This is a genomic window from Marinobacter salicampi, assembly GCF_011074795.1.
Taxonomy (GTDB): Bacteria; Pseudomonadota; Gammaproteobacteria; order Pseudomonadales; family Oleiphilaceae; genus Marinobacter; species Marinobacter salicampi.
Window position 1 is genome coordinate 107,916 of the sequence record NZ_JAAMPF010000029.1, and the last position, 24,349, is coordinate 132,264.

The following is a 24,349-nucleotide window of genomic DNA, read 5'->3' on the forward strand; positions in this document are numbered from 1 at the left end:
ACAAAGTGGGGTTGGTTATGAACGAGAAGCCACACCTTGATGAAAAGGCTCTGGCTGAACTTCAGGATGTCATGGAAGATGAGTTCGATATTCTGATCAGTACCTATCTGAGCGATTCGCGGGACCGGATCGAGGCGTTAAGATCTGCCCTGAGATCCGCCGATGCCGATTCATTCACCAGGTCTGCACATAGTTTCAAGGGAAGCTCGGTCAACATTGGCGCGCCGCGCCTGGGCGCGATCTGTATGGAGGCGGAAGTGGCCGGACGGGAAGGGCGCCTTGGTCAGGCCGACAACATCCTCGAAGTCATGGAACGTGAGTTCAACACCATCAGCAATATGCTGGAGCGAACATTGCGAGCCTGAGCAGGTTTGGCACTGGTTTTGCTGTAATCAGATTAATAGCCTTGTATTGATTAATCTGAGCCTTAAACGGCAAGAGGTTGCCATGTCAGGATCGGCACTACCGATAGTACCCCTACCCGAAAAACCGGGCCCCGCATCATCCAAAGCGACAGCCCAGCCTCGGGATAAAACCGCGGCGAGCGCCTACGATGACGTTTCCGTGCAGGAAAGACGGCGTCTTGAGCGTCGCGACGTAGCGGCAGAATCCCGTCAAGTCTCGGCAAAACCACCGCAGTCTGCAGCCCATGACGACGCCCGTCCTGAGATTCCGGCAGACCAGGCCATTGCCGGACCCCGCAAAACCAGTGAGTCCGACAACGAAAAAGCCAGAGCGGAAACGTCCGATGGCGAGACAGACACGCCCACGACCGGGCTTGCCGGCGTCGCATCCGACGTGTTCCTGGAGCCCGAAGCCGTATTTACCTTTGCCAACCTTCAGGCGCTGGTCGGCGGCGAGGAAGAGCCCTTCAAGCTTGCGCTTACCGGCTCTGGTGCGACTGCGCAGGGCAGCTCAGGCGGCCTTCTGCCGGAGGGGCTTTCGGCCATGCTGGTCGATAAGCCCGGGCTGAAGCAGCAGCTGCCAGGTCTTGAGTCGGAGAAGGTGGCCAAAGCCGGGGCCAGGCTGATTGAGAACGTCATGGGGCAGGTTTCTGCCGATAGTGGCAAAATTGTCGATCTCACCACTGCCACGGCTACCGGAAGGTTTCAGGGAGCGCTTGAGCTGGCGAGCCAGCAATTGGCTCCGAATGCTGTTCGGCTACCCGAGGCGCCGGTTCCCCTGCGCGGCTATGCCACCAGCATAGAGCTGCCCGTAGGCCATGCCCAATGGGGGGACAAACTGGTCGGCAAGCTGACCTGGCTAACCAGTCAGAAGATGTCGGTCGCGGAAATTCACCTGACGCCCCCTGACATGGGCCCCATGGAAGTCAGGGTTCAGGTCCAGAATGATCAGGCCAACGTCACCGTTCACGCCGCTAACCCGGCGGTCAGAGACCAGCTCGAACTGCACAGCCATCGACTGAGGGACATGCTGCAGGGCCAGGGCCTGGATCTCCAGAGCTTTGATGTGACCGATTCCTCGGACCAGGCGTCCGGAGGCGAGCGCGATGGCGACCAGTCTGCCAATGGGCAAGGACTTTCGCAACTGATCGACGAGGGTGACCTGGCTGAAAACTCAGGCGCGCTGGATCTTGCCTGGCGCGGTGAGGTAGATCTGTACGCCTGAGCCGGTAATTCCCCTCGCACCCGCAATTGAAGACAAGCTGGCCTGTTCAGGTCAGCTTTCCCGCTACGGATTCCGCTTTGCTCAAGCCCTGTGCTGAGGCTAAACTGCCGCAGTGTCTGGCAGGCTGGAGCAAATTGGCCCGGCCTTTGCATTATCCTATTTGTCTACCCTCCGGTTGACGGATTTCTGGCAGAAGCGACCTATGGCTGAAAATACGCAAGCGGCTCCGGCCCCCAAGAAAAGCAAGTTAAAGCTGATCATCCTGGTGGTGGTGGTGGTCGCCTTGGCGATCGGTCTTTCCGTCGCCGGTACCCTGTGGTTCCTCCAGGGAGCGGAAGAAGGAGGTTCAACGGCAGACCAGCCTGAAACGGAGGTCTTCCAGGCCAGCCAGTACTATGTCATGGCCAAGCCGCTGGTGGCTGCATTACAGACCGACGGTCGTCAGCGATATGCCCAGGTGCATCTTGCGTTCAGTGCTAGAGATACTGAATCTTTGACTGCCCTTGAGAAGCACCTGCCCCTGGTACGGAGTCAGTTGCTGGCGGTTCTCGGCGCCCAGAAATTTGAAGAGCTCCAGACGCCCGAAGGTAGGGATCGGTTGATCTCGGAATTGCTCACTGCGGTCAACCAAGTACTGGAAGCCGAAGCCGAGCAGCCCATTGAACAGATTCTGTTCCGGAACTTTGTTCTACAGTAATTGACACGCAGTGTCCCGGACGGCAGAGGTGAGCCCTGTGCCCCGGCCGGGATCCCGATTTCGGGCCGACTCCAAAGGCAGGACAACGTATGCAGGACCTACTGTCACAGGATGAAATCGACGCGCTTCTGCACGGCGTTGATGATGGTGACATCGATACTTTCGACGACTCGGATGAGGGCGGCGTAAGAGACTACGACCTGGCCAGTCAGGACCGTATCGTTCGCGGTCGCATGCCGACCCTGGAAATGATCAACGAACGGTTTGCCCGCTATACCCGGATCAGCCTTTTCAATCTTCTGCGCCGTAATGCCGACGTTTCCACCGGCGGTGTTCAGATTATGAAATTCGGTGAGTACATCCATACGCTCTACGTACCCACCAGCCTCAATCTGGTGAAAGTGAGGCCGCTGCGGGGGACAGGCCTGTTCATTCTGGACGCCAAGCTGGTGTTCAAGCTGGTAGATAACTTTTTCGGTGGCGAAGGCCGCCATGCCAAGATCGAAGGCCGGGAATTCACGCCGACCGAAACCCGGATCGTACAGATGGTCCTGGACCAGGTCTTCCACGACATGAAGGAGGCCTGGCATGCGGTACTGAAGGTGGACTTCGAGTACCTGAGCTCTGAAGTCAACCCGGCCATGGCAAACATCGTAAGTCCCAGTGAAGTGGTGGTTATCAGTACCTTTCACATTGAACTCGACGGCGGTGGCGGGGAGCTTCACATGGCCCTGCCTTACTCCATGATCGAGCCTATCCGCGACGTGCTCGATGCCGGCGTCCAGAGTGATATCGACGATGTGGATGAGCGCTGGGTTAACGCCCTGCAGGAAGACATCAAGGAAGTCTTTGTCCCGATCAATACCACTGTGGCCCGACGCCGGGTTTCACTTCGGGAAGTCGCCCGCTTCAAGGCAGGCGACATTATCCCGGTCGAATTACCTGAGTTTCTGACGGTAACCGCGAACGGCATACCGGTTTACAACGCCTCCATGGGAACCCGTGACGGCAAACTTGCACTGAAAATTCAGAGCCGGGCCAACAAGCCGGCTGTGAAGAAGCAACTGAAGGTAGGACGCAATGGCTGACGACAAGAAAGACCCCAAGGAAATGAGCGAGGACGAGAAACTCGCGGCCGAGTGGGAAGCAGCTATGGAAGAGTCGGGTGATGGTGACGATGACGTCGGCGACCAGGAGGATGAATGGGCCGCGGCCCTGCAGGAGTCGGGCGATGCCAAGGGTAGTGGGGCGAAGGTCAAGACCCCGGCCATGGAAGAGTTTGACAATGTTCCGGCAGGTGGCGGTTCAGGGTCAGCTCCGGACCTGGATGTCATACTGGACATTCCGGTCACCATCTCCATGGAAGTGGGTAATACCCAGATTCCGATACGGAACCTGCTCCAGCTGAACCAGGGCTCGGTGATCGAGCTGGACAGGCTCGCGGGAGAGCCTCTGGATGTTCTGGTCAACGGTACGCTGATCGCCCATGGTGAGGTGGTCATGGTGAACGAGAAATTCGGTATTCGCCTGACCGATGTGATCAGTCCCGGCGAGCGCATAAAGCGCCTGGCCAAATAGCCGTGATCCAGCGTCCACTGTGCCGTATCAGGCAAAGCATGACCACGGCTGTATTCGCGGCGACGTTCGCATTTCCCCTCTACGCCGAGGCAACTGAAAAAGCAGCCAGCTCAGGCAACGCCTCCTCCCAGCTGGTCTCCATGGTCACGCTTGGGCTGGGCCTGCTGGCCGTGCTGGCGGTCATTCTCGGGTGTGCCTGGGTGGTACGCCGGATGAACGGCCTTACCGGCATGAATAACCAGGCCATCAAGGTGGTTTCGGTGATGGCGCTGGGAGCCCGCGAACGTATTGCCCTGATTGAGGTCGGAGACACCCAGATTCTCATCGGCGTAACCGCATCCGCCATCCGCACCCTCCACGTCTTTGATGAGCCAGTGGTAACCCCGGGTCAAGGTGCAAACAGCGACTTTGCCCGCCGTTTGCAGGGATTGATGGCGAAATCATGGACATCCGGTCGCTCCCCTGGTGAGCCGCACCAGCATAACCCTGACAGCTCTTCGGATACCGCCTCAACCAAGCGTGACAGGTCTGACGGAATTTCTTCATGAACGCATTGCTGAAAAACCTTTGGCCTGGCATCGCTGGCGCGATGCTGATGTTGGTGGTGCCTGGCGCCCTGGCGGATTTACCGGGCATACCGGCCTTCACAGTAACGCCCGGGGAGGGGGAGAACGTCGAGGAGTACTCGGTAACCCTCCAGATCCTGGCGCTGATGACAGCGCTGACGTTCCTGCCGGCGATGCTGATGATGATGACCTCGTTTACCCGGATCATCGTGGTCTTCGCTATCCTGCGACAGGCACTTGGCCTGCAGTCAACACCATCGAACCAGATACTGCTGGGCCTGACCCTGTTCCTGACTATTTTCATCATGAAACCGGTATTGGAAGAAGCCAATCGGGTCGGACTGCAACCCTATCTCCAGGAAGAAGTGACGTCGCTAGAGGCAGTTGAACTGGCCTCCCAACCGTTCCGGGATTTCATGCTGGCGCAGACCCGGGAAGACGATCTGGGGCTGTTCGTCAGAATGGCCGATGAGCAATATGACCGGCCGGAAGATGTGTCTTTCTGGGTACTGTTGCCGGCGTTTGTCACCAGCGAGCTGAAAACGGCGTTCCAGATCGGGTTTATTCTCTTTATTCCTTTCCTGATCATCGACATGGTGGTTGCCAGCGTGCTGATGGCCATGGGTATGATGATGCTGTCACCCATTATTATCTCGCTGCCCTTCAAGATCATGCTGTTTGTTCTGGTAGACGGCTGGGCGTTGATCATGGGTACCCTGGCGGCCAGCTATGGGATTTAGCGAAAGCACCAACACGGGGGAGTGCGAGCTATGACACCGGAAACCGTGATCGATATCATGCGCGACGCCTTGTGGATGATCGTGCTGCTGTCCGGGGCGATTATTACCCCGGGGCTGGTTGTGGGCCTGGTGGTCAGTACCTTCCAGGCCGCCACCCAGATTAACGAGCAGACCCTGAGCTTTTTGCCCAGGCTGATCATCACGCTGCTGGTGATTATCTTTGCCGGGCCCTGGATGCTTGGTCAGCTTCTTGATCATGCCAATGGTCTGATCGCCAACATCCCCTACCTGATCGGCTGACCCATGCTGCCATCGGATTTCGGCGCGGACATGATCGGCCAGTGGGTGGGGCAACATCTCTGGCCCTTGTTCCGAATTGCCAGTTTTATGATGGTGATTCCCTTTATCGGTACCCAGCTGGTTCCCGCCCGCATCCGGCTGGGCCTGGCACTGCTCATTACCATCCTGGTTGTTCCGACCCTGGATGAGGTGCCCCAGGTCGAGGCGCTGAGCGCCGATGCGGTGGTCATCACCCTGCAGCAGATCCTGATCGGAGTCGGGATGGGGTTTGCACTGACAGCCCTGTTCCAGCTTTTTGTTATTACCGGCCAGATGATCGCCATGCAGATGGGCCTGGGTTTCGCATCCATGGTGGATCCTTCCAATGGCATCAGTGTCCCGGTCCTGTCACAGCTTTATTCCATCTCGGTGATGCTGCTGTACCTGGCCATGAATGGTCATCTTGTCGCTTTTGATGTCTTTGTCGAAAGCTTCCGGACCCTGCCGATCGGACTTGAAGGCCTGAGTCAGGAAGGCGTCTGGGCGCTGGCGCACCGGATCAGCTGGATGTTCGTATCTGCCATGCTGCTGGCGCTGCCGGCGGTAACCGCCGTTCTGATTGTTAACATTTCCTTTGGTGTCATGACCCGGGCGGCGCCCCAGATGAATATCTTCGCCCTGGGCTTCCCCATCGGTCTGCTTTTCGGCCTGTTTGCCATCTGGGTACTCCAGGCCAATTTCCTGCCGCATTTCCAGCTGTATTCTGAACAGACCTTCCAGTTCATGCGCGAACTGCAAGGGCAGCCCTGAGGTGAACCATGGCTGAAGACAACGACAACAGTCAGGAGAAAACCGAAGAGGCCACCCCCAGGCGCATGGAAAAGGCCAAGGAGGATGGCCAGACCGCTCGTTCCAAAGAACTTGCAACCATGGCCGTAACCCTGGCGGGTGCGGCTGGTCTGCTGATGTTCGGGGGCATGCTGGCCCGGGCGCTGGAAAACATCATGCGCCAGAACTTCAGCATTGAGCGCGAGGTCATTTTCGACACCCATCAGATGGCTTTGTTCCTGATGGACTCGGCATGGGAGGCAACGGTAGCGCTGGGTCCGTTCATGGTTCTGCTTTTTATTGCTGCAGTGGCGGGCTCCATCGGTATTGGCGGCCTGCTGTTCAGCGGTAAGGCGATTGCGCCCAAACTCAACCGGATGGACCCGATCAAGGGCCTCAAGCGCATGTTTTCCGCACGCTCCCTGATTGAGCTGGTCAAGGCGGTGGCGAAAGTATCACTGGTTATGCTGATTGCCATACTGATCCTGGATCTGCGGACGTCAGATCTACTCGCAATTGCCGATGAGCCGGCCATTCCGGCCATGACCCACGTGCTCTGGACGCTGGGCTGGAGTTTCTTTCTGCTCGCCTGCGCCACCATCGTGATTGCAATTATTGATGTGCCCTTCCAGATCTATGACCACCACAAGAAGCTTCGCATGACCAAGCAGGAGGTCAAGGATGAGTACAAGGACACCGAGGGTAAGCCAGAGGTAAAAGGCCGTATACGTCAGCTGCAGCGTGAGATGGCCCAGCGGCGAATGATGGCGGATGTGCCCGGTGCGGATGTGGTGATCACCAACCCGACCCACTATGCGGTTGCCCTGAAGTATGACCAGAAAACCATGGCAGCGCCCGTCGTGGTGGCCAAGGGCGGTGACGAGATCGCCTTCAAGATCATGGAAATAGCAAGAGAGAACAAGGTAGATATATTGCGAACACCACCGCTGACCCGGGCGGTTTACCACAATACGGAAATCGGCGGCGAGATACCGGATGGCCTTTATATGGCCATCGCCCAGGTGCTTGCCTACCTGTTTCAGCTCAGGCAGTACCGGCGCGGCCAGGGGCCCAAGCCTGGTATGCCGAGTTTGCCCATCCCCAGCGATCTGCGGCGGGATATCTAGCCGGCGCTAGCTCCGGGCTTCTACGATTCTGACAAATGGCGTGCCACGGCTATGGGGTATGGGCAGTTGATCGTAGAAATCTTCGGGGTTGTGGACGTGGACCTCGGGAAAGCCCTGGGCTTCAATATGCCTTTTTGTCTCGTCGCTATCGCTGAAATGGAAGCTGACCTGGCTTCGCGTCATCGCCCCGAGCACCTGGGCACACGCGTCCAGACCACCACGAATCAGAGGTTGCCGGGGTTTCAGGTAGCTTTCTGACAGATAAACCGAACCCGGATGCTTCGCCATGACCCCGGCCAGCCTCCGCCAGAAGCCGCTGATAACGTCCAGGGAGAAATAACTGGTCAGGCCCTCTGTGACCACAATGAATGGCTTTGCCGGGTCCAGTACGCGCTCGACAACGGTCTCAAGAGTATATTCACCCCGGGTCGCCAGGATGTCGATCGGTGTGACCTGGTGGTATTGGGATAGCCGGTCTGTCGCAAGCAGCCGCAGAGCTTTGCGGGCCGCCATATCAGGCAGGTCGGCTTCAACCACGTGGAGCAGCGGATAGCGTTGCCTGAGCCTCAGTCCCCGTGGGGTCATGCCACAGGCAATCTCGATTATCTGGGTAATGCCCTGGTCCGCAATAGCCTTGTGGATAAGATGATCAATGATCAGGTGGCGCTGCAGCAGAAAGGTGCGCAGGTTACCGCCCGCTACCAGCCGGCTCGCTGCCTCAAACGGGCTCATGAGATGGTAGAGCAGGCGCCCCTGGGTGGTGGCCAGACTGTCGTCGGACAGGCCATTCTGGTGCCAGACTGCGCCGGTATAAAGTGCCGTAAAGCTGATGCCGAAACTGTCAGAAGGATTCTTCAAGCGGTGCCTCTTCCCAGCCAGCTTTATTTCCTGGCAGTACCAGATTAAGCGCAATCGCCACCAGGGCACAGAGGGCGATACCCTCGATCTGGCCGATGGCCATCCCGCCGATGCCGAACACCAGGGTGATGCCGGTGATGATCAGGTTCCTGCGCTCGGAAAGATCCACCTGATGGCGGATCAGTGTGTTCAGGCCCACCACCGCAATTGACCCGAACAGCAGGCACAGTATACCGCCCATGACCGGCACCGGAATGGACTGTAGAGCCGCACCGAATTTACCCACGAAGGCCAGCACGATGGCAATGCCTGCGGCCCAGAGCATGACCCGCGGGTTAAAGTTGCGGGTCAGCATGACAGCACCGGTCACTTCTGAATAGGTGGTATTGGGCGGACCCCCGAAAAGTGCGGCAGTACTGGTTGCAAGGCCGTCACCAAGAAGGGTGCGATGCAGACCCGGCTTCTTGATGTAGTTCTTGCGGGTGACGCTGCCAATGGCCAGCACATCGCCGATGTGTTCAATGGCCGGGGCAATGGCCACCGGTAGCATGAACAGAATGGCCGACCAGCTGAATGCCGGCGCTATAAAATTGGGCAAGGCAAGCCAGGCGGCCTCGGCCACAACGGTTGTGTCGACGATGCCCATGAAGTACGAAAGCAGGTAGCCGGCCCCAACTCCAAACATGATCGGTACCAGCCGGAACAGCCCGCGGGCCCACACGGCAGCCACGATGGTCACCGCCAGGGAGATCATCGCAATAATGATCGCCACATCGTATGGCACAAGCTGGGCGCTGCCGTCACCGGCCCGTCCCGACGCCATATTGACCGCAACCGGCGCCAGGCTGAGACCGATCACCATGATCACCGGCCCAATGACCACCGGCGGTAACAGCCGGTTGATAAAACCGGTACCCCTGAGTTTGACCGCACCGCTCAGGACGATGTAGAGCAGTCCCGCGGCCAACAGTCCGCCCAGGGTTTCCTCGAGCCCGAACCGGGCTTTGGCAGCAATGATCGGTGCGATAAAGGCAAAGGAAGAGGCCAGGAAGATGGGAATCTGGCCGCCGGTGACAATATGGAAGATCAGGGTGCCGACACCGGCGGTGAAGAGCGCTACGTTCGGATCGAGCCCTGTGATCAGGGGCATCAGCACCAGTGCGCCGAAGGCCACCAGCAGCATCTGCGAGCCGGCAAGGGCCTGGCGCCACACGGGTTCCTGTGGCGGCTCCTGTCCTGGAGGGTGCATGGCGTGGGACATATCAGACATCCTTTTGTTTGGTGCCGAAAATCATGTCACCGGCGTCGCCGAGGCCGGGGAGAATGTAGCCTTTGTCGTTGAGACGTTCATCAATGGATGCGGTGTAAATGGAAACCTCCGGGTGGGTCTGCCTGACCTTTTCGATGCCTTCCGGGGCGGCGACCAGCACCAGCGCGCGTATTTCGGTACTGCCCGCTTTTTTCAGCAGGTCAATGGTGGAAATCATGGAGCCGCCGGTTGCCAGCATGGGGTCGATTATGATCGCCATGCGCTGGTCCAGCTCGCCCACCAGCTTTTCAAGGTAGGTGCTTGCCTCCAGGGTTTCTTCGTTGCGAACCTGGCCAACAACACTGACACGGGCGCCGGGGATAAGGCTCAGCACACCATCAAGCATACCCAGGCCTGCGCGCAGTATTGGAACGATGGTGACTTTCTTGCCGGTTATCCGTTCCACCTTCACAGGGCCCGCCCAGCCCTGAATAGTCTCAGTCTGCAACAGAAAGTCCTGCGTGGCCTCATAGGTCAGCAGAGCCGTGACCTCCTGAGCCAGCTCACGAAAATTCTTGGTGCTGATGTCAGCGCGGCGCATCAGGCCGAGTTTGTGACGGATCAGGGGGTGTCTAACCTCATGGATGGGCATGGCTCACCTTCTTTTCTGACTGGAGTGGGCAGTTGTCCGGCCCGTGACGGATCGTGAATGTGCGACAGGATACCGTATCTCCCGGTGTGCGTCAGGGGCCGGCCATGGAAATTTCCACGGTGCTGGTACGGATCTTGCCATTAATCCTCTAGCCGAGGCATTTCTGTCAAAAACACGACCGACAGACCAGCCAGAACCGTGATATCCGGAGAGTTTCCAGCAATGGACAGAGCGCTAGCCCTGCAAAATGTCAAATCCCTGACGCGTGGAAGTCTGGGTATTCCCATCCTGCTGATGGCACTTCTGGGTATGATGATCCTGCCTATGCCGGCGTTCCTGCTGGATGTGCTTTTCACCTTCAATATCACGTTATCCATTGTCATCCTGCTGGTCTGCGTTTATGCCATGCGGCCGATGGAATTTGCTGCCTTTCCCACCGTGCTTCTGGTCGCCACGCTCCTGCGCCTGGCCCTGAACGTGGCATCGACCCGGATCGTACTTCTCCAGGGTCACGAAGGCGGGGATGCCGCGGGTAAGGTAATCGAGTCCTTTGGCGCCGTTCTTATCGGTGGCAACTACGCCGTTGGTCTGGTGGTGTTCGCCATTCTCATGATCATCAACTTCCTGGTCGTTACCAAAGGTGCCGGTCGGGTATCCGAGGTCAGCGCGCGCTTCACCCTGGATGCCATGCCCGGCAAACAGATGGCTATTGACGCCGATCTCAACGCCGGCCTGATCAATCAGGATGAAGCCAAGTTCAGACGCTCTGAAATAGCCCAGGAAGCGGACTTCTATGGTTCCATGGATGGCGCCAGCAAGTTTGTGAAAGGCGATGCGGTGGCCAGTCTGCTGATCCTGGCCATCAATATCATTGGTGGTGTTGCGATCGGTATGCTGCAGCATGACCTTACCTTCGGGGACGCCACCCGGGCCTATGCCCTGCTGACCATCGGTGACGGTCTGGTGGCCCAGATTCCTTCCCTGTTGCTGTCTACTTCCGCCGCGATCATGGTAACCCGGGTGACCTCGAGCCAGGACATGGGCGGCCAGATTCTCCAGCAGATGTTTACCGCCCCCAAGGCGCTGGGAATAGCGGCCACCATTCTGATTATTCTTGGCCTGATCCCGGGCATGCCTCACGTCGCCTTCCTGGGTCTGGGCTTCCTTTCTGCCGGCGCGGCCTACCTGATCTGGAAGCGCCAGCAGCAGACCGAAGAGGACGATGCGGTCTTCCCGGCCCGCGGCGGTGCGGCACGCTCGTCAACTCCGACCGGGGTATCCCAGTCCCCGGGCGACGGCCAGCAGGCTCTGCCTGCACCAGGGGAGACCCGTGAGCTGGGTTGGGATGATGTCGCCACGGTAGACATCGTGGGCCTGGAAGTGGGCTACCGACTGATTCCGTTGGTGGACAAGTCCCAGGGCGGACAATTGCTGACCCGTATCAAAGGGGTGCGCAAGAAGCTGTCCCAGGATCTTGGGTTCCTGATGCCTTCGGTCCATATCAGGGACAACCTGGACCTGATGCCCAACGTCTACCGTATTACCCTGATGGGCGTCACCATCGCCGAGGCGGAAATTCATCCGGACCGGGAACTGGCCATCGATCCCGGCCAGGTGTTCGGAAAAATTGAAGGTATCGAGGGCAAGGATCCGGCCTTTGGTCTGGATGCCAGCTGGATAGAACCCGACCGGAAAGACCAGGCCCAGACTCTTGGTTACACCGTTGTCGATGCCAGCACGGTGGTTGCGACACACCTGAACCAGGTCCTGCAGAAGCATGCCCATGAGCTGCTTGGCCACGAAGAAGTCCAGAAGTGGCTGGATCAGTTGGAGAAGGTGTCACCCAAACTGGCAGAGGAGCTGGTGCCGGCTACCATTTCAATCAGTATCCTGCTCCGGGTTCTGCAGAGCCTGCTGCGGGAAGAAGTGCCGATTCGTGACATGCGTTCGATTGCCGAAGCGATCGTGAATGTGCATCCCAAGAGCCAGGACCCCAAGGTGCTGACCACTGCGACCCGTCAGGCCCTGCGCCGGATGATTATCCAGAGCATTTGCGGCAACGAGCCGGAAATTCCGGTTATCACCCTGGATCCGGAGTTGGAACAGTTATTGCTGAAGAGTATGCAACAGAGTCAACAATCTGGCGGTCAGGACGACATTGGCTTGGTTCTCGAGCCGGGCATGGTGGAAAAACTGCAGAAGTCGCTGCAGGAAACCGCCCAACGCCAGGAGATGTTAGGCAAGCCAGCGATTCTGCTGGTGTCGGCGCCCTTGCGGGCCGTAATGGCTAAGTTTGCCAGCTACGGAGTCGAACGCCTACATGTCCTGTCGTATCAGGAGATGCCGGATAATAAGCAAATAACGATTGTAGCGTCGGTAGGGCAGTAACCCGAACGCGCTATCCAGGTGAGTCGTCACACGGCGGCTACCGGCGGAGGATGTCCAGTTATGAAAGTTAAACGTTTTTTTGCGCCCTCCATGGCGGAAGCACTGAAGCAGGTCCGGGTCCAGATGGGGCCGGATGCGGTGATTCTTTCCAATCGCCGCGTCGACGGTGGCGTCGAAATTGTGACAGCCCTGGATTACGACGAAAACCTGGCACGCCAGCGTTTGGGGGAGGGCGCAGCTGAAGCCACTAACGGCTCCCGTCTCGCCGAGATGCAGGCGGAACAGCATCGCCACCTGGAAGATGAATTGGGCCGCTCCCGCGATCGTATCCGTGACGTGCGGCAAAAACGTGCCGACAAGGGCAGCCAGGCTGCCTCTATTCCGGCTGCTGACCTGTCCTCTGAGGTTGCTCCGGCAAACCGTTCGCTCGCGTCAGATAAAGCACTGGCAGACATGCGTGCGGAGATCAATTCCCTGCGCGACCTCTTCAATAACCGGCAGCCAGGGGTAGTGGCTGCAGCACCGGTCACACCGGTCGCTGTGCCCCAGGCTCCGGATGCTATCCAGCAACGGCTGACCGAGCGCCTGGAAGAGTTTGGCCTGGCCCATAACCTGGCCGCGGTCCTGGGCCGCAACCATGGTAAAGGCAGGCTTGATGATGGCTGGAAGCAGTCGCTGAAGACACTGGCGGCAGGGGTCAAGACCCGCAAAACCGAGTGGCTCGAACAGGGCGGTGTGTTTGCTCTGGTAGGCCCCACGGGCTCAGGCAAGACCACGACCATTGGCAAGATGGCTGCGCGCTACGTACTGCGTCACGGTGCCGATTCGCTGGCACTGGTAACCACGGACCGGTTCCGGGTGGCGGCCCATGAGCAGTTGTTTGTGTTCGGCCGTATTCTGAATGTGCCGGTGCGGGTGGTCGATGAGAGCCATTCTCTGGACAGTATCCTGGATGAGCTATCGGACCGGCACCTGGTCCTTATTGATACCGCAGGTCTGACGTCGTCCGACAAGGGCTATCAGGAACAGCTGGCGGAACTGGCGCGTAGCAGGCATGGCATCCAGTCGCACCTGGTGGTGCCGGCAACCAGCCAGCCCCGCATTATGAAATCCATGTGGCATTGCTATAAGATGGCAAAGCTTTCGGGCTGCGTGATGACAAAGCTTGACGAAGCGCTCACCCTTGGTGAAATTCTGGGCTTCGCTATGGAGACCGGATTGCCCGTGGCGTACTACACTGACGGTCAGAGGATTCCCACCGATCTGCATCACGCCCAGGCGGTGCCGCTGGTCCGGCTTGCTGTCGAGCGAATGAAAGTGTTGCAGCGCGAGCAGGCAATGGCTGAAGGTGCCTGAAGAGGGTGTTGCCGCCTCGACCGGCCCGGCAATAACCGATCAAAGAGACAAGAACCCGTATGAGTAAAGTTCATCCAGTACAGGTCATAGCAGTTACCGGCGGCAAAGGTGGCGTTGGCAAGAGCAACGTGTCCGTTAACCTGGCCATTGCGCTGTCTCAGATGGGGCGTCGGGTAGTGGTGCTGGATGCGGACCTTGGTCTCGCCAATATCGATGTATTGCTGGGTATCACCTCCAACCGAAATCTTGCTGATGTGCTGGCGGGCGAGTGTGAGTTGCGTGACGTGCTTGTGGACGGCCCCGGTGGCATTAAGATTGTGCCGGCCTCATCCGGAACCCAACGCATGACCCAGCTCACCGCCATGGAACATGCCGGTCTGATTAATGCCTTCAGTGATCTTGGTGATCAGATCGATGTTCTGATCGTCGACACGGCCGCTGGTATTTCCGAGTCTGTCGTGAGTTTCCTGCGGGCCTCCCAGGAACTGCTGCTGGTGGTTTGCGACGAGCCTACGTCGATCACCGATGCCTATGCGCTGATCAAGCTGATGAACCGGGATTACGGGGTCAGCCGTTTCCGTATACTGGCCAATCAGGTCCGCAACGAGCAGGAAGGTCGCCATCTGTTTGGCAAACTGACCCGGGTAAGCGAGCGCTTTCTCGACGTTGGCCTGCAGTATGTTGGGATCGTGCCCTACGACGAAGCGGTGAAGAAGGCGGTTCAGCGGCAAAGAGCGGTGCTTGATGCCTACCCCCGAGCCAAGGCCTCTCTCGCCATCAAGGCTCTGGCCGAGAAAGTGGATAGCTGGCCGCTGCCCTCGTCGCCGAGGGGACATCTGGAATTTTTTGTCGAGCGTCTGATAGAGGTCTGAAAGCCTTCTCGGGCTGGCCGATGTCACGGTAGTGCATGCTCATCAGTCCGCTGAAGATCAGTTAACCCCTCTGGTCAGATATCCTGGTCATTAGAAACTGGAAACATGACATTGGCGAAAGGCCTAGGAATATACCATCAGACCGGTGCCGAAGGGACGCATGCCCTTGTTGAGCGTCATGCGCCACTGGTCAAGAAAATTGCCCTCCACATGCTCGCCAGGCTCCCTGCCTCGGTACAATTGGACGACCTGATGCAGGCCGGGATGATCGGGCTGCTTGAGGCTGCAACCAAGTTCCAGTCCAACAAGGGCGCTTCGTTTGAAACCTACGCCGGCATCCGTATCCGCGGTTCCATTGTGGATGAGATGCGCAAAGGCGATTGGGTGCCCCGTTCCGTGCATCGCAATGCCCGGCGCATAGCCAAGGCCATCAAGACGGTGGAAGACCGCAGCGGGAGTGAAGCCCACGATGCCGAGGTCGCCGAAGAACTCGGAATGACCCTCAATGAATACCATGCCTGCCTCAGCGACGCCAACAGCGGACGACTTTTTAGCCTTGATGAGCTCAATGAATCCGGCGAGCTGCCGATACAGGAACTAGAGACCTCGGACAATCCTCTTGAGGGCATAACCTCCGACGCATTCCGGCAGAGTCTTGCCGAGGCTATTGGTGAGCTGCCGGAGCGGGAAAAGCTGGTGTTGAGTCTGTACTACCAGGACGAACTGAACCTGAAGGAAATCGGCGCCGTTCTTGGCGTCAGTGAGAGCCGGGTCAGCCAGATCCACAGTCAGGCTGCCATGCGATTACGGGGCCGCCTGACTGACTGGTGATTGCAGTGTCGGGTAGATCTGTAGTGTTTGGTAACCGGAGCTTTACAACGGCGCCCCATACAAGACAATAAGCGATCTATACGGTCAGATTGCCGGCATGCGATTAGCGCGTGGCGTGCTCGCGGGTCCTGAGTGTCGGGGCCACGAATTTAACGGTAAATCCGGGCGTTTATTAACTGGAGGTCCCTTTGGACAAAAACATGAAAATCCTGATTGTGGATGACTTCTCCACAATGCGCAGGATCATTAAGAACCTGCTGCGCGACCTTGGTTTCACGAATACCGATGAGGCTGACGACGGTAATTCAGCCCTGCCCATGCTCAAAAGCGGCAAGTACGATTTCCTGGTCACCGACTGGAACATGCCTGGCATGTCCGGCATTGATCTGCTCAAGGCCGTTCGTGCCGATGACAATCTGAAGACCTTACCGGTACTGATGGTTACGGCCGAGGCCAAACGTGACCAGATCGTTGCCGCGGCTCAAGCCGGCGTCAATGGCTATGTGGTCAAACCGTTCACTGCCGCGGTGCTGAAGGAAAAGATCGAGAAGATCTTTGAACGCATCCAGTAGTCACTCAGCCAGAGGCTCCGGAACCGATCTCATGGTCAACCAAGCGAACAATCAGAATCTCGATCCGGAAGTGACCGAGAAGCTTAAAGCCCAGGCCACCGAACTTATGGCTCAGGTGAACGCAGGCGACTATGGCAAGGCCATGAGTCTGATCAACGACCTCAATGAGGTGCGTGATCAGAGTCTTTATCGGGAAGTGGGTCGCCTGACCCGCAGTCTTCACGAAGCCATCCGTAATTTTCAGATCGACCCCCAGAACCCGGAGCAGCAGGAAGCGCTCTCCAAGATGTCGGACGCCTCGGACCGGCTTGAGTACGTTGTGCAGATGACGAGCAAGGCGGCCAATCGCACCATGGACCTGGTGGAAGATGCCATGCCCCGGGCCAGGCTCATGCGCGAGCAGTCAAAGCTCCTGCGGGACGACTGGCAGCGCCTGCGCCGCCGCGAGATGGCGCCGGCCGAATTTCGTGAACTGTATGGCCGCATCGACAATTTTTTTCTCACCTCGGCGGATGACGCTGAGTCTGTCTATAACAGTCTTTCGGAAATCCTGTTGGCGCAGGATTTCCAGGATCTGACCGGTCAGGTCATTCAGAAAGTCACCACCCTGGTGAAAGAGGTGGAAGAACACCTTCTCAGCCTGGTGGTCATGGCAAGCCACGTGGACAAGATCACCGGCACCGTTCACGAGATCGACGCGCCCGAAGCCGTTTCGGCCGAGCAGGGTGTGGGGCCGCAGATTCATGCGGCGGAACGAACCGACGTTGTGTCTGGCCAGGACGATGTTGACGACCTGTTGTCCAGTCTCGGTTTTTAATTGAGGATATTGCATGGCATTCGACGCTGATGACGAGATTCTCCAGGACTTCCTTGTGGAAGCCGGCGAAATTCTTGAAAAGCTTTCCGAGCAGTTGGTGGATCTGGAACAGAATCCTGACGACAGCAATCTTCTGAATGCTATTTTCCGTGGCTTTCACACCGTAAAAGGGGGTGCGGGGTTTCTCCAGCTCAACGCCCTGGTGAACTGCTGTCACTCCGCCGAAAATGTATTCGACACGCTGCGCAACCACAAGCGTCGGGTCGATCCGGAACTGATGGACGTTGTCCTGGAAACCCTGGACTACGTCAACGCCATGTTCGAGCAGGTGCGCAACCATGAGGAGCTTATCCCGGCGCCGGCAGAGCTCATTGCCTCCCTGGATACCTTTGCGGCACCGGCGACGGCGAGCGCGCCGGTACCAGAGGCAGTGACAGCTCAGGACGGCAATGCGGCAGCGGACGATGGCGACATTACCGATGACGAGTTCGAGCAGCTACTCGACGCCCTCAATGAGGAGCCCGGCCCATCGTCTGATGCCGCGACCGCCCCCGGTGACGATACTGCAAACAGTGCGGGTGCTGGCGGTGATGAAATTACCGATGACGAATTCGAAGCCCTGCTGGACGATCTGCACGGCAAGGGCAGGTTTACCGGGCCGATAGCAGGTGACGAGCCCGACCCGACACCCGCAGCCGACGGTGATGACCTGATCAGCGATGATGAATTTGAGAGCCTGCTGGACCAGCTGCATGGCAAGGGCGGCAGCCCCACTGCGGCCCAGGATGGCGAGTCTGACGAAGTGGTGGCTGCTCCGCCTAAAGCTGCTCCGCCTAAAAAGGCGGCCAAGGCAGCAGCCAGGACACCGGAGCCGGCACCAGCCGAGACCGAGCCAGCAGCCTCCGGGGCACCGGCAGTTCCGGCCCGTGAAGCGTCGGCGCCGGCGGCGGAAACCACGGTAAGGGTCGACACCAAGCGTCTGGACGACATCATGAATATGGTGGGCGAGCTGGTGCTGGTCCGTAACCGTCTGCAGCGCCTGGGTTCGCAAAGCGAAGACGAGCACATGCAGAAGGCGGTCTCCAACCTCGATGTGGTAACGACCGACCTGCAGTCGGCGGTTATGCAGACCCGGATGCAGCCGATCAAGAAAGTGTTTGGCCGCTTCCCGCGGGTTGTCCGCGACCTGGCCCGGAGCCTCAAGAAAGAAATCAGTCTTGAAATGCACGGGGAAGACACGGACCTGGACAAGAACCTGGTGGAAGCCCTGTCCGACCCGCTCGTTCACCTGGTCCGCAACTCGGTGGACCATGGTATCGAAGCACCGGATGTCCGGGAAAAGGCCGGCAAGCCCCGAGTCGGTAAAGTGACTCTTTCCGCCCAGCAGGAAGGCGACCATATCCTTCTGGTCATTTCCGATGACGGTGCCGGTATGGATCCGGAAAAGCTGCGCCAGAAGGCCGTTGAAAAAGGCATCTACGATCAGGACGCGGCTGACCGCCTGACCAAGAATGACTGTTACAACCTGATTTTCGCCGCCGGCTTTTCCACCAAGGACCAGATATCGGATGTGTCCGGTCGCGGTGTTGGCATGGACGTGGTGAAGACCAAGATCGGCCAGCTAAACGGCATGATCAATGTTGAGTCCGAAATGGGGGTGGGTTCGCGCATCGTCATCAAGGTGCCGCTGACACTGGCCATCATGCCCACCCTGATGATCATGCTTGGTGAGCAGTCGTTTGCATTGCCTCTAGTGAACGTGGTGGAAATTTTCCACCTCGACTTGACCAAGAAAAATATTGTTGACGGCCGCGAGTGCATCGTAGTGCGAGACAAGGTTTTCCCACTGTTCCATATCAAGAGCTGGCTGGTGAAGGGTTCCGCAGGCTCCGAGCCCCCGCAGAATGGCCACGTGGTGATTGTAGCCATGGGTACCAAGCGTGTGGGTTTTGTGGTGGACCAGTTGGTGGGTCAGGAAGAAGTGGTCATCAAACCTCTGGGGCGGGCCCTGCAGGGTACACCAGGTGTCGCAGGCGCCACTATAACCGGCGATGGCCGCATTGCCCTCATCATCGATGTACCGAGTTTATTGCAGCGCTACGGCTGATCAGCCCTGGCATGCACAGAGGAGATGTAGATGACGGTTTCCGTCCTGGTCGTGGATGATTCAGGCTTCTTTCGCAAGCGCCTGACCGAGATTCTCAATGCCTCTGACAACATCCGGGTCATTGGCGCCGCCACCAATGGCCGTGAAGGCGTTGAAATGGCTGAGAAACTGCGCCCGGATGTAATTACCATGGACTACGAGATGCCGGTCATGGATGGCATCACGGCCGTTCGGGAAATCATGAAGCAGCGACCGACACCGGTACTCATGTTCTCCTCCCTGACCTACGAAGGTGCCCGAGTCACTCTGGACGCCATGGAAGCGGGGGCGGTGGATTTTCTGCCCAAGAATTTTGAAGAGATTGCCCGGGACTCCAGCCAGCTTCAAAAAATCCTGCGTGAGCGCATCCTTAATGTTGCCCGCAGCCGGCCAACGGCTCGCAGTGCGCCGGTAGAACCCGCGGCTGAGGCCACAACCCCAAAGCCGGCCCCATCGGCCGAGCGCCCGGTTCGAGCACGGCCCGCCACGAATTCTGCAGCGCCGAGGTCAGGTAGTCGGCGCGGGGCTCCGAAGTCATACAGCGTGGTTGCCATCGGTACCTCCACTGGCGGGCCTATCGCTCTGCAGCGGGTCCTGATCAGTCTGCCTGCCTCTTTCCCATCCCCCATTGTTCTGGTGCAGCACATGCCGGCCAGCTTTACGCCAGCATTCGCTGACCGGCTGAACAAGCTGTGTCAGGTTGAGGTTCGCCAGGCGGAAGAGGGCGACATTCTCAAGCCCGGGCTTGCCCTGCTCGCCCCCGGGGGTAAGCAGATGATGATCGAGCAGCGAGGTGGCCAGGGCCGGGTGCGGATTTTACCGGGCGACGAGAGACTGAACTACAAACCCTGCGCTGACGTCACCTTTGGTTCTCTGGCTCGCAGCTTTCCAGGCAAGACACTTGGGGTCATCCTCACCGGCATGGGAGCGGATGGCAAAGAAGGCTGCCGTATGATGAAACAGTCCGGTTCCACCATCTGGGCCCAAGATGAAAAGACCTCGGTCATTTACGGCATGCCCATGGCCGTTGCCAAGGCCGGATTAACGGATGAAGTCCTGGCGCTGGAAGACATAGGCCCACGCCTGGTGGAGGCAGTTGTCTGATGGATATTCTGAGCCTGCTCGGGATTATCCTCGCATTTGCCGCGATTCTGGGCGGCAACCTCCTGGAGGGGGGTGCCCTTGCCTCGTTGTTCAATGGGCCGGCAGCCCTCATTGTTATCGGTGGCACCTTTGCCGCAACCATCCTCCAGACATCCTGGCCCACCTTGCGCCGTGCTTTTACCCAGGTTCGTTGGGTCTTCCTGCCGCCTTATGTGGGCCTTGAAGATGGCATGGGCAAGGTGATCGACTGGAGTGTCAAAGCGCGCAAGCAGGGTCTGCTTGGGCTTGAGGGCCTGGCCGAGCGGGAGCCGGAAAGGTTCGCCCGCAAGGGGCTGCAGCTACTGGTCGACGGTGCCGAATCTGAATCCATTCGCAGCATCCTTGAGGTGGACCTGGAGTCCCGGGAGCAGCGGGATCTGGACGCCTCACGGGTGTTCGAAGCCATGGGCGGTTACTCGCCGACAATCGGTATTATCGGCGCGGTCATGGGGCTGATTCAGGTCATGACTAACCTTGAAGATCCCAGCTCCCTCGGCAGCGGTATAGCGACTGCCTTTGTTGCCACCATTTATGGCGTGGCGCTGGCGAATCTGCTGTTTTTTCCCATCGCCAACAAAATGCGCTCCATTGTGCGGGAGCGGTCCCGGTATGAAGACATGATGATCGACGGCATCATTGCCATTGCAGAAGGCGAGAACCCCCGATCCATCGAACTGCGTCTGCGCGGGTTCATCCAGTGATGGCCCTGGCCCGTGTTATCCGTGGTGAATCATGAGGCGACGGCGTCGCTCGCCGGAAGAACCGGCCAATAGAGAACGTTGGCTGGTCTCCTATGCTGACTTTATAACCCTGTTGTTCGCATTTTTCGTGGTCATGTATTCGGTCTCGTCGGTCAATGAGGGCAAATATAAGGTGCTTTCGGACACCCTGACCGGTGTTTTCAATGCCCCCCAGCGTTCGGTGAATCCAATCGAACTGGGCAATACCCGGCCGCCGGTGCTCCCGGCTCAGGGTGAGGATGTCATTCCACCGCCGGTGACCGAGGTACCGCGTAGCCCACAAGCGGACCAGGCATCCCGGACGGAAGCCCTTCGGAGCATGGCTGATCAGTTGGCGCTGGAGTTCGACGAGTTGATCGGGCAGGGCGTGGTGACACTCGAGACCAGTGAGCAGTGGATTGAACTCAGCCTGCGCAACAGCCTGCTGTTTGGAAGCGGTGATGCCGAACCGCATTTCGACGCCTTTGAGGTGATTGAATCCATTGCCGGAGTTCTGAAGGGGCGGGATAACGCTGTGAGGGTAGAGGGATTCACCGATAACAGGCCTATCCAGACCCGGGCGTTTCCCTCGAACTGGGAGCTGTCCACCGCACGTGCGGCTGCGGTTGTACGGGTGCTGGTAATGGAAGGGGTCGAGGCCGAGCGCCTGGCAGCCATTGGTTATGGCGAGTTTCAGCCTGTCGCCCGGAACGACACCGAGGCTGGACGCAATCGTAACCGTCGGGTGGTGCTGCTGATCTCCCGCGACGCGAGCATTCGTGGCGCTATGCGTTAGCGAGAGAGCATCAGGGAAACTGGCACGGTTCCTGTATCCGTCTCTTGGGGAGAGCATTAAGGCAAGTTATTGCCACGACGGCCAGCCTGAAGGCGAAACGCTGAGGTATGCGCCCTCAAGAAACCTATTGATCTGCCGATACCCGAGGGTAGGGCAGTTGTCTGACTTGGAGAAACAGTGTGCGAATCTGGGCGGTAGCCAATCAGAAAGGCGGTGTGGGCAAGACCACCACCGTGGTTGCCCTTGGTGGATTGCTGGCAGCCAGCGGCAAGCGTGTGCTTGTGGTTGACCTGGATCCCCACGGCTCCCTGACCAGCTGGTTCGAATACGACCCCGATACGCTCGATAAGACGGCGTTCGATCTTTTCCAGTTCCAGGGCAAGGTGCCTGAGGGCCTGCCGGCACGGCTGGTCAGACCCACCAGTTGCAAGGGCCTGTCCCTGTTGCCAGCCAGTACCGCGCTGGCGACCCTTGAGCGCAAAATGGTCGGTGTAGAGGGCATGGGTCTCATTATCTCCCGGGCGCTGACCCAGCTGTGGGACGACTTTGATTATGTGTTGCTGGACAATACGCCTTCCTTGGGCGTGCTGATGGTGAACTCGCTGGCGGCAGCCCGGCATTTGATTGTGCCCGTGCAAACGGAATTTCTGGCAATCAAGGGGCTTGAGCGTATGCTCCACACCTTGGAAATGATTATGCGCTCCCAGAAAAACCGCCTCACCTACACGATCGTTCCGACGCTGTTCGACCGGCGCACCCAGGCTTCAGTGAAAAGCCTCAACGCCCTGCGCAAATCCTACCCCGATGAACTCTGGCGCTTTGCCGTGCCGGTGGACACCAAATTCCGGGATGCCAGCCAGGCCGGCAAGGTACCTTCAGAATTCGATTCCGAAACTCATGGTGTCAGAGCCTATCGGCGCCTGTTAGGCGATCTGGTTGAGCAGACCCTTGAGCGGAGTCCGGCATGATGCTCGGTGTCGGGATTTTGACAGCCGCAGGCTGGCCCGGCCCGGAGGGGCTGAGGGCGTGAAAGAATCCAGAAAGACGGCCTACGCGGATCCGGGCCATGCCCTTGCCAGCTATCTTGACGACCTGCTTCAGACCGCGGTCCAGAACGCCAGCATGCCTGAGCCTGAGCCGGCCGCACCCGAACCGGAAGTGGCTGTACCCGAATTAATAATGGCCGTGCCCGAGCTCGAGCGAGCCCCAGCGGCACCGGAAAAGTCGCCGACCATTGCTGAAGTGCAGGCTCCAGAGGTTCTGGTACCCGAAGCCCTCAGGGCACCGCTGATTCGTCCTGCGGCTGCCCGGATTATTGACCCGGTGCCAATGCCGACGCCGGAGCCTGAGCCAACAGCGTCATCAACGCGACCGGCCTGGTCAGAGCAGCCATTCGAATGCCTTCTTTTCCGGGTGGCAGGGCTGCAGCTGGCTGTTCCGCTGGTATTGCTCGGCGCCATTCACCGCATGGACGACAAAGTGAAGCCCATTCCGGGGCGACCGCCCTGGTATATGGGTATGCTGCCCGCAGGTGGCCAGAACCTGAGGGTGGTCGATACAGCGCAATGGATCATGGCTGGCCGCGTGCCCGAAGGCACCCGTGATAACTACAGGTTCGTGATTCGGCTGGACCAGAGTGAGTGGGCCCTGGCCTGTGACGAGGTGGCCCAGTCCTTCACCCTCAACCCAGGTGAAGTCCGCTGGCGGTCAGGGCGCAGCAAACGGCCCTGGCTGGCGGGGACGGTGATCAAGCACATGTGCGCGCTCATCGATGTTGGAACTATGGCCTCCTTGCTCGCCCGGGCTGAGCGCGAGCAACGCCTGGAGCTCGATTGAATTAAATGAACATGCCGGCTGACGCTGGCACGGTTTGTGCCCCTAACCAAGAGTGAGGGGCACTGATGATGGTTTTTTGACAATCAGGTTGTCCCGCCGGGGCACCTGCTGAGGAGACGATACATTATGGCAGCCCAGAGCGGACAACAGAACCAGGGTCAGGATGATCAGGTACTCCAGTACGTGACGTTCCGTTTGGACGACGAGACTTACGGAATCGGCGTCATGCAGATTCAGGAAGTGCTCAGATACACGGAAATCGCCCCTGTACCCGGCGCTCCGGACTATGTCCTGGGCATCATCAATTTGAGGGGGAACGTGGTTACGGTCATTGATACCCGCCGGCGCTTCGGGCTGGCGGACGCCGAGATTACCGATGCCAGCCGTATTGTGGTAATGGAGTCGGCCAACCAGGTCATGGGTATCTTGGTGGATTCCGTGGCCGAGGTGGTTTACCTCAAGGCCAGTGAAATAGAAACGGCACCCAACGTGGGTAACGAAGAAAGCGCCAAGTTCATTCAGGGCGTATGTAACAAAAACGGCGAGCTCATCATTCTGGTTGAGTTCGACAAGATGCTGAACAATCAGGAGTGGGCCGAAATCGCGTCGCTTTAACCCGAAGGGCAGAGCGGGGGCGGTCGCCACTCAAGAATCTTGGCTCTACAGGAGA

Annotated in this window: 26 protein-coding genes; 23 read left to right on the plus strand and 3 right to left on the minus strand. The window is 58.5% G+C overall.

Annotated elements, in window-relative coordinates; genetic code table 11:
- Nucleotides 1-17: 17 nt before the first annotated feature.
- The 10 genes from G7W63_RS16640 to flhB all read left to right on the plus strand — a co-directional run bounded on the left by G7W63_RS16640 (nucleotide 18) and on the right by flhB (nucleotide 7,444).
- A complete protein-coding gene (locus G7W63_RS16640) occupies nucleotides 18-365 on the plus strand; it encodes an Hpt domain-containing protein (RefSeq protein ID WP_166260857.1) in 348 nt (115 codons plus the stop codon).
- Between the two features lie 82 nt (nucleotides 366-447).
- Complete coding sequence (locus G7W63_RS16645) at nucleotides 448-1,629, plus strand: flagellar hook-length control protein FliK (protein WP_166260860.1); 1,182 nt, start codon at nucleotides 448-450, stop codon at nucleotides 1,627-1,629.
- A gap of 202 nt (nucleotides 1,630-1,831) precedes the next feature.
- Nucleotides 1,832-2,326: a flagellar basal body-associated FliL family protein gene (locus G7W63_RS16650; RefSeq protein WP_166260863.1), complete on the plus strand. Its 495-nt coding sequence runs from the start codon at nucleotides 1,832-1,834 to the stop codon at nucleotides 2,324-2,326.
- 89 nt (nucleotides 2,327-2,415) lie between these two features.
- A complete protein-coding gene (gene fliM, locus G7W63_RS16655; protein WP_166260866.1) occupies nucleotides 2,416-3,414 on the plus strand; it encodes a flagellar motor switch protein FliM in 999 nt (332 codons plus the stop codon).
- A complete protein-coding gene (gene fliN, locus G7W63_RS16660; protein ID WP_166260869.1) occupies nucleotides 3,407-3,904 on the plus strand; it encodes a flagellar motor switch protein FliN in 498 nt (165 codons plus the stop codon). Before fliM ends, fliN begins: the two co-directional genes overlap by 8 nt.
- A gap of 38 nt (nucleotides 3,905-3,942) precedes the next feature.
- Nucleotides 3,943-4,452: a flagellar biosynthetic protein FliO gene (gene fliO, locus G7W63_RS16665; protein WP_166260872.1), complete on the plus strand. Its 510-nt coding sequence runs from the start codon at nucleotides 3,943-3,945 to the stop codon at nucleotides 4,450-4,452.
- 41 nt (nucleotides 4,453-4,493) lie between these two features.
- Nucleotides 4,494-5,210 carry a flagellar type III secretion system pore protein FliP gene (gene fliP, locus G7W63_RS16670; protein WP_278185429.1) on the plus strand — a complete coding sequence of 239 codons (717 nt, stop codon included), beginning with the start codon at nucleotides 4,494-4,496 and terminating at the stop codon, nucleotides 5,208-5,210.
- Between the two features lie 30 nt (nucleotides 5,211-5,240).
- Nucleotides 5,241-5,510, plus strand: coding sequence for a flagellar biosynthesis protein FliQ (fliQ, locus tag G7W63_RS16675; protein ID WP_166260875.1), 270 nt, complete (start codon nucleotides 5,241-5,243; stop codon nucleotides 5,508-5,510).
- 3 nt (nucleotides 5,511-5,513) lie between these two features.
- Nucleotides 5,514-6,299, plus strand: a complete 786-nt coding sequence (gene fliR, locus G7W63_RS16680; protein ID WP_166260878.1) for a flagellar biosynthetic protein FliR — start codon at nucleotides 5,514-5,516, stop codon at nucleotides 6,297-6,299.
- A gap of 8 nt (nucleotides 6,300-6,307) precedes the next feature.
- A complete protein-coding gene (gene flhB, locus G7W63_RS16685; protein ID WP_166260881.1) occupies nucleotides 6,308-7,444 on the plus strand; it encodes a flagellar biosynthesis protein FlhB in 1,137 nt (378 codons plus the stop codon).
- Between the two features lie 6 nt (nucleotides 7,445-7,450).
- Here flhB and G7W63_RS16690 read toward each other — a convergent pair whose 3' ends face one another.
- Genes G7W63_RS16690 through upp form a run of 3 tightly spaced genes read right to left on the minus strand, consistent with a single transcriptional unit; the run spans nucleotide 7,451 to nucleotide 10,203 of the window.
- Nucleotides 7,451-8,302 carry a class I SAM-dependent methyltransferase gene (locus G7W63_RS16690; RefSeq protein WP_166260884.1) on the minus strand — a complete coding sequence of 284 codons (852 nt, stop codon included), beginning with the start codon at nucleotides 8,300-8,302 and terminating at the stop codon, nucleotides 7,451-7,453.
- A complete protein-coding gene (locus G7W63_RS16695) occupies nucleotides 8,286-9,563 on the minus strand; it encodes a uracil-xanthine permease family protein (protein ID WP_242634462.1) in 1,278 nt (425 codons plus the stop codon). Before G7W63_RS16695 ends, G7W63_RS16690 begins: the two co-directional genes overlap by 17 nt.
- A gap of 1 nt (nucleotide 9,564) precedes the next feature.
- Nucleotides 9,565-10,203 carry a uracil phosphoribosyltransferase gene (gene upp, locus G7W63_RS16700; RefSeq protein WP_166260887.1) on the minus strand — a complete coding sequence of 213 codons (639 nt, stop codon included), beginning with the start codon at nucleotides 10,201-10,203 and terminating at the stop codon, nucleotides 9,565-9,567.
- A gap of 222 nt (nucleotides 10,204-10,425) precedes the next feature.
- On the opposite strand from upp, the gene flhA reads away from it, so the two are divergent.
- The 13 genes from flhA to G7W63_RS16765 all read left to right on the plus strand — a co-directional run bounded on the left by flhA (nucleotide 10,426) and on the right by G7W63_RS16765 (nucleotide 24,294).
- Nucleotides 10,426-12,591: a flagellar biosynthesis protein FlhA gene (gene flhA / locus G7W63_RS16705; RefSeq protein ID WP_166260890.1), complete on the plus strand. Its 2,166-nt coding sequence runs from the start codon at nucleotides 10,426-10,428 to the stop codon at nucleotides 12,589-12,591.
- Nucleotides 12,592-12,651: 60 nt separating this feature from the next.
- Nucleotides 12,652-13,947: a flagellar biosynthesis GTPase FlhF gene (gene flhF / locus G7W63_RS16710; protein ID WP_166260893.1), complete on the plus strand. Its 1,296-nt coding sequence runs from the start codon at nucleotides 12,652-12,654 to the stop codon at nucleotides 13,945-13,947.
- 59 nt (nucleotides 13,948-14,006) lie between these two features.
- The gene (locus G7W63_RS16715; RefSeq protein WP_166260896.1) at nucleotides 14,007-14,819 is read left to right on the plus strand and encodes a MinD/ParA family protein; all 813 of its coding nucleotides are present in this window, start codon (nucleotides 14,007-14,009) and stop codon (nucleotides 14,817-14,819) included.
- 105 nt (nucleotides 14,820-14,924) lie between these two features.
- On the plus strand, nucleotides 14,925-15,650 hold the full coding sequence (locus tag G7W63_RS16720; RefSeq protein WP_166260899.1) for an RNA polymerase sigma factor FliA: 726 nt from the start codon (nucleotides 14,925-14,927) through the stop codon (nucleotides 15,648-15,650).
- 188 nt (nucleotides 15,651-15,838) lie between these two features.
- A complete protein-coding gene (cheY, locus tag G7W63_RS16725) occupies nucleotides 15,839-16,222 on the plus strand; it encodes a chemotaxis response regulator CheY (RefSeq protein ID WP_166260902.1) in 384 nt (127 codons plus the stop codon).
- A gap of 31 nt (nucleotides 16,223-16,253) precedes the next feature.
- The gene (locus G7W63_RS16730; protein WP_166260905.1) at nucleotides 16,254-17,039 is read left to right on the plus strand and encodes a protein phosphatase CheZ; all 786 of its coding nucleotides are present in this window, start codon (nucleotides 16,254-16,256) and stop codon (nucleotides 17,037-17,039) included.
- A gap of 13 nt (nucleotides 17,040-17,052) precedes the next feature.
- Nucleotides 17,053-19,146 (plus strand): chemotaxis protein CheA, encoded by a 2,094-nt coding sequence (locus G7W63_RS16735; RefSeq protein WP_166260908.1) that lies wholly within the window; start codon nucleotides 17,053-17,055, stop codon nucleotides 19,144-19,146.
- 30 nt (nucleotides 19,147-19,176) lie between these two features.
- The gene (locus tag G7W63_RS16740) at nucleotides 19,177-20,289 is read left to right on the plus strand and encodes a protein-glutamate methylesterase/protein-glutamine glutaminase (protein WP_166260911.1); all 1,113 of its coding nucleotides are present in this window, start codon (nucleotides 19,177-19,179) and stop codon (nucleotides 20,287-20,289) included.
- On the plus strand, nucleotides 20,289-21,029 hold the full coding sequence (locus G7W63_RS16745) for a flagellar motor protein (protein WP_166260914.1): 741 nt from the start codon (nucleotides 20,289-20,291) through the stop codon (nucleotides 21,027-21,029). Before G7W63_RS16740 ends, G7W63_RS16745 begins: the two co-directional genes overlap by 1 nt.
- Before the next feature lie 31 nt (nucleotides 21,030-21,060).
- Entirely contained in the window at nucleotides 21,061-21,843 is a 783-nt protein-coding gene (gene motD, locus G7W63_RS16750; protein ID WP_166260917.1) for a flagellar motor protein MotD, read from the plus strand.
- Nucleotides 21,844-22,022: 179 nt separating this feature from the next.
- Nucleotides 22,023-22,811 (plus strand): ParA family protein, encoded by a 789-nt coding sequence (locus G7W63_RS16755; RefSeq protein ID WP_166260920.1) that lies wholly within the window; start codon nucleotides 22,023-22,025, stop codon nucleotides 22,809-22,811.
- A gap of 58 nt (nucleotides 22,812-22,869) precedes the next feature.
- Nucleotides 22,870-23,679 (plus strand): chemotaxis protein CheW, encoded by an 810-nt coding sequence (locus tag G7W63_RS16760; RefSeq protein ID WP_242634463.1) that lies wholly within the window; start codon nucleotides 22,870-22,872, stop codon nucleotides 23,677-23,679.
- A 126-nt stretch (nucleotides 23,680-23,805) separates the two neighbouring features.
- Nucleotides 23,806-24,294: a chemotaxis protein CheW gene (locus G7W63_RS16765; protein WP_166260923.1), complete on the plus strand. Its 489-nt coding sequence runs from the start codon at nucleotides 23,806-23,808 to the stop codon at nucleotides 24,292-24,294.
- The last annotated feature ends 55 nt before the right edge of the window (nucleotides 24,295-24,349 follow it).

Bases quoted from the DNA above. Each gene is read 5' to 3' on its own strand.
- G7W63_RS16640 (WP_166260857.1), top strand. From the start codon at position 18: ATGAACGAGAAGCCACACCTTGATGAAAAGGCTCTGGCTGAACTTCAG.
- G7W63_RS16645 (WP_166260860.1), top strand. From the start codon at position 448: ATGTCAGGATCGGCACTACCGATAGTACCCCTACCCGAAAAACCGGGC.
- G7W63_RS16650 (WP_166260863.1), top strand. From the start codon at position 1,832: ATGGCTGAAAATACGCAAGCGGCTCCGGCCCCCAAGAAAAGCAAGTTA.
- fliM (WP_166260866.1), top strand. From the start codon at position 2,416: ATGCAGGACCTACTGTCACAGGATGAAATCGACGCGCTTCTGCACGGC.
- fliN (WP_166260869.1), top strand. From the start codon at position 3,407: ATGGCTGACGACAAGAAAGACCCCAAGGAAATGAGCGAGGACGAGAAA.
- fliO (WP_166260872.1), top strand. From the start codon at position 3,943: ATGACCACGGCTGTATTCGCGGCGACGTTCGCATTTCCCCTCTACGCC.
- fliP (WP_278185429.1), top strand. From the start codon at position 4,494: ATGCTGATGTTGGTGGTGCCTGGCGCCCTGGCGGATTTACCGGGCATA.
- fliQ (WP_166260875.1), top strand. From the start codon at position 5,241: ATGACACCGGAAACCGTGATCGATATCATGCGCGACGCCTTGTGGATG.
- fliR (WP_166260878.1), top strand. From the start codon at position 5,514: ATGCTGCCATCGGATTTCGGCGCGGACATGATCGGCCAGTGGGTGGGG.
- flhB (WP_166260881.1), top strand. From the start codon at position 6,308: ATGGCTGAAGACAACGACAACAGTCAGGAGAAAACCGAAGAGGCCACC.
- G7W63_RS16695 (WP_242634462.1), bottom strand. From the start codon at position 9,563: ATGTCCCACGCCATGCACCCTCCAGGACAGGAGCCGCCACAGGAACCC.
- upp (WP_166260887.1), bottom strand. From the start codon at position 10,203: ATGCCCATCCATGAGGTTAGACACCCCCTGATCCGTCACAAACTCGGC.
- flhA (WP_166260890.1), top strand. From the start codon at position 10,426: ATGGACAGAGCGCTAGCCCTGCAAAATGTCAAATCCCTGACGCGTGGA.
- flhF (WP_166260893.1), top strand. From the start codon at position 12,652: ATGAAAGTTAAACGTTTTTTTGCGCCCTCCATGGCGGAAGCACTGAAG.
- G7W63_RS16715 (WP_166260896.1), top strand. From the start codon at position 14,007: ATGAGTAAAGTTCATCCAGTACAGGTCATAGCAGTTACCGGCGGCAAA.
- G7W63_RS16720 (WP_166260899.1), top strand. From the start codon at position 14,925: ATGACATTGGCGAAAGGCCTAGGAATATACCATCAGACCGGTGCCGAA.
- G7W63_RS16730 (WP_166260905.1), top strand. From the start codon at position 16,254: ATGGTCAACCAAGCGAACAATCAGAATCTCGATCCGGAAGTGACCGAG.
- G7W63_RS16735 (WP_166260908.1), top strand. From the start codon at position 17,053: ATGGCATTCGACGCTGATGACGAGATTCTCCAGGACTTCCTTGTGGAA.
- G7W63_RS16740 (WP_166260911.1), top strand. From the start codon at position 19,177: ATGACGGTTTCCGTCCTGGTCGTGGATGATTCAGGCTTCTTTCGCAAG.
- G7W63_RS16745 (WP_166260914.1), top strand. From the start codon at position 20,289: ATGGATATTCTGAGCCTGCTCGGGATTATCCTCGCATTTGCCGCGATT.
- motD (WP_166260917.1), top strand. From the start codon at position 21,061: ATGAGGCGACGGCGTCGCTCGCCGGAAGAACCGGCCAATAGAGAACGT.
- G7W63_RS16765 (WP_166260923.1), top strand. From the start codon at position 23,806: ATGGCAGCCCAGAGCGGACAACAGAACCAGGGTCAGGATGATCAGGTA.